Below are 7,500 nucleotides of genomic sequence, written 5' to 3' on the forward strand. Positions count from 1 at the left end.
TTGGAAAATATCTCTGATTTATGGAATAGTGCCTTAAAAGAATTAGAAAAAAAGGTAAGCAAGCCAAGTTATGAAACCTGGTTAAAATCAACAACTGCTCATAACTTAAAAAAAGATGTATTAACTATTACAGCTCCAAATGAATTCGCTCGTGACTGGCTAGAATCTCATTATTCGGAACTAATCTCCGAAACACTTTATGATTTAACAGGGGCAAAACTAGCTATTCGTTTTATCATTCCCCAAAGTCAGGCAGAAGAGGATATAGATCTCCCTTCTGTTAAGCAAAAACACGCACATGATGAGTCTAATCACTTACCACAGAGTATGTTAAACCCAAAATATACATTTGATACATTTGTTATTGGCTCTGGTAATCGTTTTGCACATGCTGCTTCTTTAGCTGTAGCTGAAGCACCAGCTAAAGCCTATAATCCACTCTTTATTTACGGGGGCGTTGGACTTGGAAAAACACATTTAATGCACGCAATTGGGCATTATGTAATTGAACACAACCCAAATGCAAAAGTTGTATATTTATCATCTGAAAAATTTACAAATGAATTCATCAATTCAATTCGTGATAATAAAGCTGTCGATTTTCGTAATAAATATCGTAATGTAGATGTCTTATTGATAGATGATATTCAATTTCTTGCTGGAAAAGAACAAACACAGGAAGAGTTTTTCCATACATTTAATGCGCTACATGAAGAAAGTAAACAAATTGTGATTTCAAGCGATAGACCACCAAAAGAAATCCCAACTTTAGAAGATCGCCTTCGTTCTCGCTTTGAATGGGGGTTAATTACGGACATTACGCCACCAGATTTAGAAACTAGAATCGCAATTTTACGTAAAAAAGCAAAAGCAGAAGGTCTTGATATACCAAATGAAGTTATGCTTTATATCGCAAATCAAATCGATTCAAATATTCGTGAACTAGAGGGTGCACTTATTCGAGTTGTAGCTTATTCATCTTTAATTAATAAAGATATGAATGCTGATTTAGCGGCTGAAGCGCTTAAAAATATTATTCCAAACTCTATACCTAGAATTATTTCTATTTCTGATATTCAAAAGGCTGTTGGGGGCGTCTATCAAGTAAAATTAGAAGATTTCAAAGCAAAAAAACGGACAAAATCCGTTGCATTCCCTCGCCAAATTGCGATGTATTTATCACGTGAACTTACGGACTCATCTTTGCCAAAAATAGGTGAAGAATTTGGTGGCCGCGATCATACAACAGTAATCCATGCTCACGAAAAAATTTCGAAGCTATTAAAAACGGATACTCAATTACAAAAACACGTTGAAGAAGTTAAGGATATTTTAAAATAGTAGTAGCTGAATAGTGTGAATAACTTAGCTTATTTTACGCACAGTCTATCCACATGTAGATAGACTGTTTTTACATCTTTAAACAGGGTTATCCACATATCCACAAGCCCTAGTACTATTACTACTACTTTTATATCTTTATTAAATAAATAAAATCTTATACTTACCGGAGGTTTTTCGTTATGCGTTTTACAATACAAAAAGACTATCTTGTAAGAAGTGTACAAGATGTAATGAAGGCAGTTTCTTCTCGTACAACAATTCCAATTCTTACAGGGATTAAAGTTGTAGCAACTGAAGAAGGAGTTACTTTAACAGGTAGTGATGCAGACATCTCTATCGAATCATTTATCCCAGTCGAAGATGCTGGAAAAGAAATTGTGGAAATTGAACAAGCAGGAAGTATTATTTTACAAGCAAAATATTTTAGTGAGATCGTAAAAAAATTACCTAAAGAAACTGTCGAAATTTCTGTGGAAAATCATTTTATGACAAAAATAAAATCTGGAAAATCAGAGTTCAACTTAAATGGTTTAGATGCTGCTGAATATCCGTTATTACCACAAATCGAAGAACATCATGTATTTAAGATTCCAACAGATTTACTAAAGCACATGATTCGTCAAACAGTATTTGCAGTTTCAAGTTCTGAAACAAGACCAATCTTGACAGGTGTAAACTGGAAGGTATATAACAGCGAGCTAACTTGTATTGCAACAGATAGTCACAGACTAGCACTTCGTAAAGCAAAAATCGAAGGGTATAATATTGCCGATGAATTTCAAGCGAATGTCGTTATTCCTGGTAAGAGCTTAAGTGAATTAAGTAAAATTCTAGATGAATCTGAAGAAATGGTAGATATCGTTATTACGGAGTATCAAGTATTATTCCGTACAAAACATTTATTATTCTTCTCAAGATTATTAGAAGGAAATTATCCAGATACAACGCGTTTAATTCCAGCTGAAAGTAAAACTGATATATTTGTAAATACAAAAGAATTTTTACAAGCGATTGATCGTGCGTCGCTGTTAGCAAGAGATGGTCGTAACAACGTTGTTAAATTATCGACATTAGAACAACAGATGTTAGAGATTTCTTCGAATGCACCAGAAATCGGAAAAGTAGTAGAAGAGGTTCAATGTGAAAATGTAGATGGAGAAGAATTAAAAATATCTTTTAGTGCAAAATATATGATGGACGCATTAAAGGCTTTAGACAGTACAGAAATTAAAGTTAGTTTTACTGGAGCGATGAGACCGTTTTTAATTCGCACAGTAAATGATAATTCCATTATCCAATTAATTTTACCAGTCCGTACTTACTAAGTAAGGATTAAGGGTTGCTAGTGTAAAGGTACTAGTGACCCTTATTTGATTTGTGGGGTATTACTTTCCTAATGCTAGTTTATTTAGTACAATGAAAGAATGAACACTTTCAGAAAGTGAGCGATTTTATGAAACTTATTAAGATTTCAACAGAATACATTACACTAGGACAATTTTTAAAGTTAGCTGATGTAATTGATACAGGTGGCGCTGTGAAATGGTTCTTACAAGAATATGAAGTATACGTGAATCAAGAACTTGAAAATAGAAGAGGCCGAAAGTTATATGCAAATGATATTGTTGAAATTCCGGGAAGCGGAACTTTCCAAGTTCAGGCATAAAGGGGGATCCCTTTGTTTATTACAGAAATACAATTAAAAAACTATCGCAATTATGAGCATTTAGAGCTTTCCTTTGAGGATAAAGTCAATGTAATTATTGGTGAAAATGCGCAAGGGAAAACGAATCTGATGGAAGCTATTTATGTATTGGCGATGGCGAAATCTCATAGAACTTCGAACGATCGTGAACTCATTCGTTGGGATGAGGATTATGGTAATATAAAAGGTAGATTACAAAGGCGAAATAGTTCAATATCCTTAGAATTAAATATTTCAAAAAAAGGTAAAAAGGCAAAGTTAAATCAGTTAGAACAACAAAAATTGAGCCAGTATATTGGTGAAATGAATGTTGTTATGTTTGCCCCAGAAGATTTAAATCTTGTAAAAGGAAGCCCTCAAGTACGAAGACGCTTTTTGGATATGGAACTTGGACAAATAGCTCCGGTCTATTTGTATGAATTAAGTCAATATCAAAAGGTACTCACGCAACGAAATCATTTACTTAAGAAGATGCAAGGGAATAGTAAAAATGAGGAAACGATGTTGGATGTATTTACACTTCAACTTATTGAGCATGGTGCAAAAATTTTGCGAAAACGTTTTGAGTTTTTGCATTTACTACAAGAATGGGCTGCTCCAATTCATCGCGGAATTAGCAGGGGATTAGAGGAGTTAGAAATCGTTTATAAACCAAGTGTAGATGTATCAGAATCAATGGATTTGTCGAAAATAAAAGAAGTATACTATGAAAGTTTTCAATCCGTGAAACAACGTGAAATTTTTCGGGGTACAACTTTACTTGGTCCTCATCGTGATGATTTACAATTCTTCGTTAATAGTAAAAATGTTCAAGTCTTTGGTTCACAAGGACAACAACGAACAACCGCACTATCCCTAAAATTGGCTGAAATTGAATTGATATACTCAGAGGTTAAGGAATATCCAATTCTTTTACTAGATGATGTGTTATCAGAATTAGATGATTATCGTCAATCGCATCTGCTAAATACAATTCAAGGAAAAGTACAAACCTTTGTGACAACGACGAGTGTCGAGGGAATTGAACATGAAACATTGAAAGAAGCGAAAACAATTCATGTAACGAACGGCACGGTAGATTGTGAAATAGACAGGAAATAATTTCTGTTTAAATGGAAAAGTAGGTGATCTTTGTGTCAATGGAACAAAAGCAAATACAGGAAAATGCATATGATGAAAGTCAGATTCAGGTGTTAGAAGGACTGGAGGCAGTTCGAAAGCGTCCTGGTATGTATATCGGTTCTACAAGTGGAAAAGGTCTTCATCACCTCGTGTGGGAAATTGTTGATAACAGTATTGATGAAGCTTTAGCAGGATATTGTGATGAAATTAATGTCAGTATTGAAGAAGATAATAGTATTGTTGTAACAGATGATGGTCGTGGTATCCCTGTTGGTATACAAGAAAAAATGGGACGTCCTGCTGTAGAAGTTATTATGACGGTACTCCATGCCGGTGGTAAATTTGGCGGTGGTGGTTATAAAGTTTCTGGTGGTTTGCATGGTGTAGGTGCATCTGTTGTAAATGCTTTATCAACAGAATTAGAGGTATTTGTACATCGAGATGGAAAAATACACTATCAAAAATATGAACGTGGGATCCCGGCTGCGGATTTAAAAGTAATAGGTGAAACTGATCGTACAGGAACGATCACACGCTTTAAGCCAGATTCAGAAATTTTTACAGAGACGACAGAATACGAATTTGATACATTAGCGACTCGTATGCGTGAGTTGGCGTTTTTAAATCGTAATATTAAATTAACAATTGAAGATAAGCGTGAACATAAGCAAAAGAAAGAATTCCATTATGAAGGTGGAATTAAATCATATGTTGAACATTTAAATCGTTCAAAACAACCGATTCATGAAGAACCTGTATATGTTGACGGTTCAAAAGATGGGATTCAGGTTGAGGTTGCTCTTCAATATAACGAAGGCTATACAAATCATATTTATTCATTTACAAATAATATTCATACGTATGAAGGCGGTACACATGAGGTAGGTTTTAAGACTGCTCTAACACGTGTAATTAACGATTATGGTCGTAAAAATAATATTTTAAAAGATGCGGATAGTAATTTAACTGGTGAAGATGTTCGTGAAGGCTTAACAGCAATCGTATCAATTAAGCATCCAAATCCACAATTTGAAGGACAAACAAAGACGAAACTTGGAAATAGTGAAGCGAGAACGATTACAGAGTCTGTATTCTCAGAGGCGTTTGAAAAGTTCTTACTAGAAAATCCCAATGTTGCACGTAAAATTATAGATAAAGGGACTATGGCAGCACGTGCACGTGTAGCGGCTAAAAAGGCTCGTGAACTAACGCGCCGAAAGAGTGCTCTAGAAGTTTCAAGTTTACCAGGGAAGCTAGCTGATTGTTCTTCTAAAGATCCAGCAATTAGCGAAATTTATATCGTGGAGGGTGACTCTGCGGGCGGATCTGCAAAACAAGGACGCGATCGTCATTTTCAAGCGATTTTACCACTGAAGGGTAAAATTATTAACGTTGAAAAGGCACGTTTAGATAAGATTTTATCAAATGATGAAGTTCGTACAATTATTACAGCAATTGGTACAAATATTGGTGGGGATTTTGCTATTGAAAAAGCTCGCTATCATAAAGTTATTATTATGACAGATGCAGATGTTGATGGTGCACATATTCGTACCCTATTATTAACGTTCTTCTATCGTTATATGCGTCAAATCATTGAGTGTGGATATATATATATCGCACAGCCACCGTTGTTTAAAGTACAACAAGGTAAAAAAATTCAATATGCTTATAACAATAAAGAACTTGAAAAAATACTAGCTGAATTACCAGCTCAACCTAAGCCTGGGATTCAGCGTTATAAAGGTCTAGGGGAAATGAATCCAACTCAGCTGTGGGAGACGACAATGGACCCAGAAGTACGTTCGTTACTTCAAGTTTCCCTTCAAGATGCAATTGAAGCGGATGAAACATTTGAAATTTTGATGGGTGATAAGGTAGAGCCGCGTCGTAACTTTATCCAAGAAAATGCAAAATACGTGAAAAACCTTGATATTTAAGTGAGTAATGACAGGAATCTAAGTATTCCTGTCTTCTACATATAAATCAATGTATGTGTAACGGAAATGTAAGAGGAGGTGCTCGTTGATGTCAGACAATCAACAACAAGCACGAATTCGAGAAATTAATATTAGTCATGAAATGCGTACCTCATTTTTAGATTACGCAATGAGTGTTATCGTGTCTCGTGCATTACCAGATGTTCGTGATGGATTAAAACCAGTTCATCGTAGGGTTTTATATGCGATGAATGATTTAGGAATTACAGCTGATAAAGCATATAAGAAGTCGGCGCGTATTGTCGGCGAAGTAATTGGTAAGTATCACCCGCACGGTGATTCAGCTGTTTATGAAACAATGGTACGTATGGCACAAGATTTTAGTCAACGTTACATGCTTGTTGATGGACATGGTAATTTCGGTTCTGTTGATGGAGATTCAGCGGCAGCAATGCGTTATACAGAAGCAAGAATGTCTAAGATTTCTATGGAATTAATACGTGATATTACAAAGAATACAATTGATTATCAAGATAACTACGATGGTTCTGAAAGAGAGCCAGTTGTATTACCAGCGCGTTTCCCTAACTTATTAGTCAATGGTACGACGGGTATTGCGGTTGGTATGGCAACAAACATTCCGCCGCATCAACTTGGAGAAGTAATTGATGGTGTGTTGGCATTAAGTCATAACCCTGATATCACTATCGCGGAATTAATGGAATATATTCCTGGACCAGACTTCCCGACTTCAGGTTTAATCTTAGGGCGAAGTGGAATTCGAAGAGCTTACGAAACAGGTCGCGGTTCTATTATACTTCGTGCTAAAGTTGAAATTGAAGAGAGAGCAAATGGTAAACAAACTATTATCGTAACAGAACTACCTTATCAAGTTAATAAGGCGCGATTAATTGAAAAGATCGCAGAACTAGTTCGTGATAAGAAAATTGAAGGTATTACAGATTTACGTGATGAATCAGATCGAAATGGTATGCGTATTGTTATGGAAGTACGTCGTGATGCCAATGCCAATGTACTATTAAATAATCTATATAAACATACAGCACTCCAAACAAGTTTCGGTATTAATATGTTGTCTCTTGTAAATGGAGAGCCACAAGTCTTAAATTTAAAACAAAATCTATATTATTATTTAGAGCATCAAAAGGTAGTGATTCGTAGACGTACTGCTTATGAATTAGAGAAAGCAGAAGCGCGTGCTCATATTTTAGAAGGCTTACGAATTGCTTTAGATCATCTTGATGAAGTTATTACTTTAATCCGTAGTTCAAAAACAGCTGATATTGCAAAACAAGGTTTAATGGAACGTTTCGGCTTAAGTGAGAAACAAGCGCAAGCGATTTTAGATATGCGTTTGCAACGTTTAAC

The 7,500-nt window shown here is 35.4% G+C and carries 6 protein-coding genes (1 of these 6 only partly in view); all 6 read left to right on the forward strand.

The window, feature by feature from the left end; all coding sequences use genetic code 11:
* The gene (gene dnaA / locus NSS97_RS00005) at positions 1-1,341 is read left to right on the forward strand and encodes a chromosomal replication initiator protein DnaA (RefSeq protein WP_002016481.1); all 1,341 of its coding nucleotides are present in this window, start codon (positions 1-3) and stop codon (positions 1,339-1,341) included.
* 182 nt (positions 1,342-1,523) lie between these two features.
* Complete coding sequence (dnaN, locus tag NSS97_RS00010; RefSeq protein ID WP_044438326.1) at positions 1,524-2,669, forward strand: DNA polymerase III subunit beta; 1,146 nt, start codon at positions 1,524-1,526, stop codon at positions 2,667-2,669.
* 128 nt (positions 2,670-2,797) lie between these two features.
* Positions 2,798-3,010: a S4 domain-containing protein YaaA gene (gene yaaA, locus NSS97_RS00015; protein WP_002016484.1), complete on the forward strand. Its 213-nt coding sequence runs from the start codon at positions 2,798-2,800 to the stop codon at positions 3,008-3,010.
* 12 nt (positions 3,011-3,022) lie between these two features.
* Positions 3,023-4,150 (forward strand): DNA replication/repair protein RecF, encoded by a 1,128-nt coding sequence (gene recF, locus NSS97_RS00020; protein WP_002034987.1) that lies wholly within the window; start codon positions 3,023-3,025, stop codon positions 4,148-4,150.
* Between the two features lie 38 nt (positions 4,151-4,188).
* The gene (gene gyrB, locus NSS97_RS00025; protein ID WP_044438325.1) at positions 4,189-6,111 is read left to right on the forward strand and encodes a DNA topoisomerase (ATP-hydrolyzing) subunit B; all 1,923 of its coding nucleotides are present in this window, start codon (positions 4,189-4,191) and stop codon (positions 6,109-6,111) included.
* 88 nt (positions 6,112-6,199) lie between these two features.
* Positions 6,200-7,500, forward strand: partial view of a DNA gyrase subunit A gene (gene gyrA / locus NSS97_RS00030; protein WP_002034984.1) — the 5' portion only. Its footprint extends 1,171 nt past the window's final position; only the first 1,301 of its 2,472 coding nucleotides appear in the window; its start codon is at positions 6,200-6,202; its stop codon lies beyond the right edge, outside the window.

This window comes from Bacillus sp. FSL R12-0074 (assembly GCF_038005725.1).
GTDB lineage: Bacteria > Bacillota > Bacilli > Bacillales > Bacillaceae_G > Bacillus_A > Bacillus_A mycoides.

Excerpts from the sequence above, each read along its gene's own strand:
- dnaN (WP_044438326.1), top strand. The coding sequence starts at position 1,524 with ATGCGTTTTACAATACAAAAAGACTATCTTGTAAGAAGTGTACAAGAT.
- yaaA (WP_002016484.1), top strand. The coding sequence starts at position 2,798 with ATGAAACTTATTAAGATTTCAACAGAATACATTACACTAGGACAATTT.
- gyrB (WP_044438325.1), top strand. The coding sequence starts at position 4,189 with ATGGAACAAAAGCAAATACAGGAAAATGCATATGATGAAAGTCAGATT.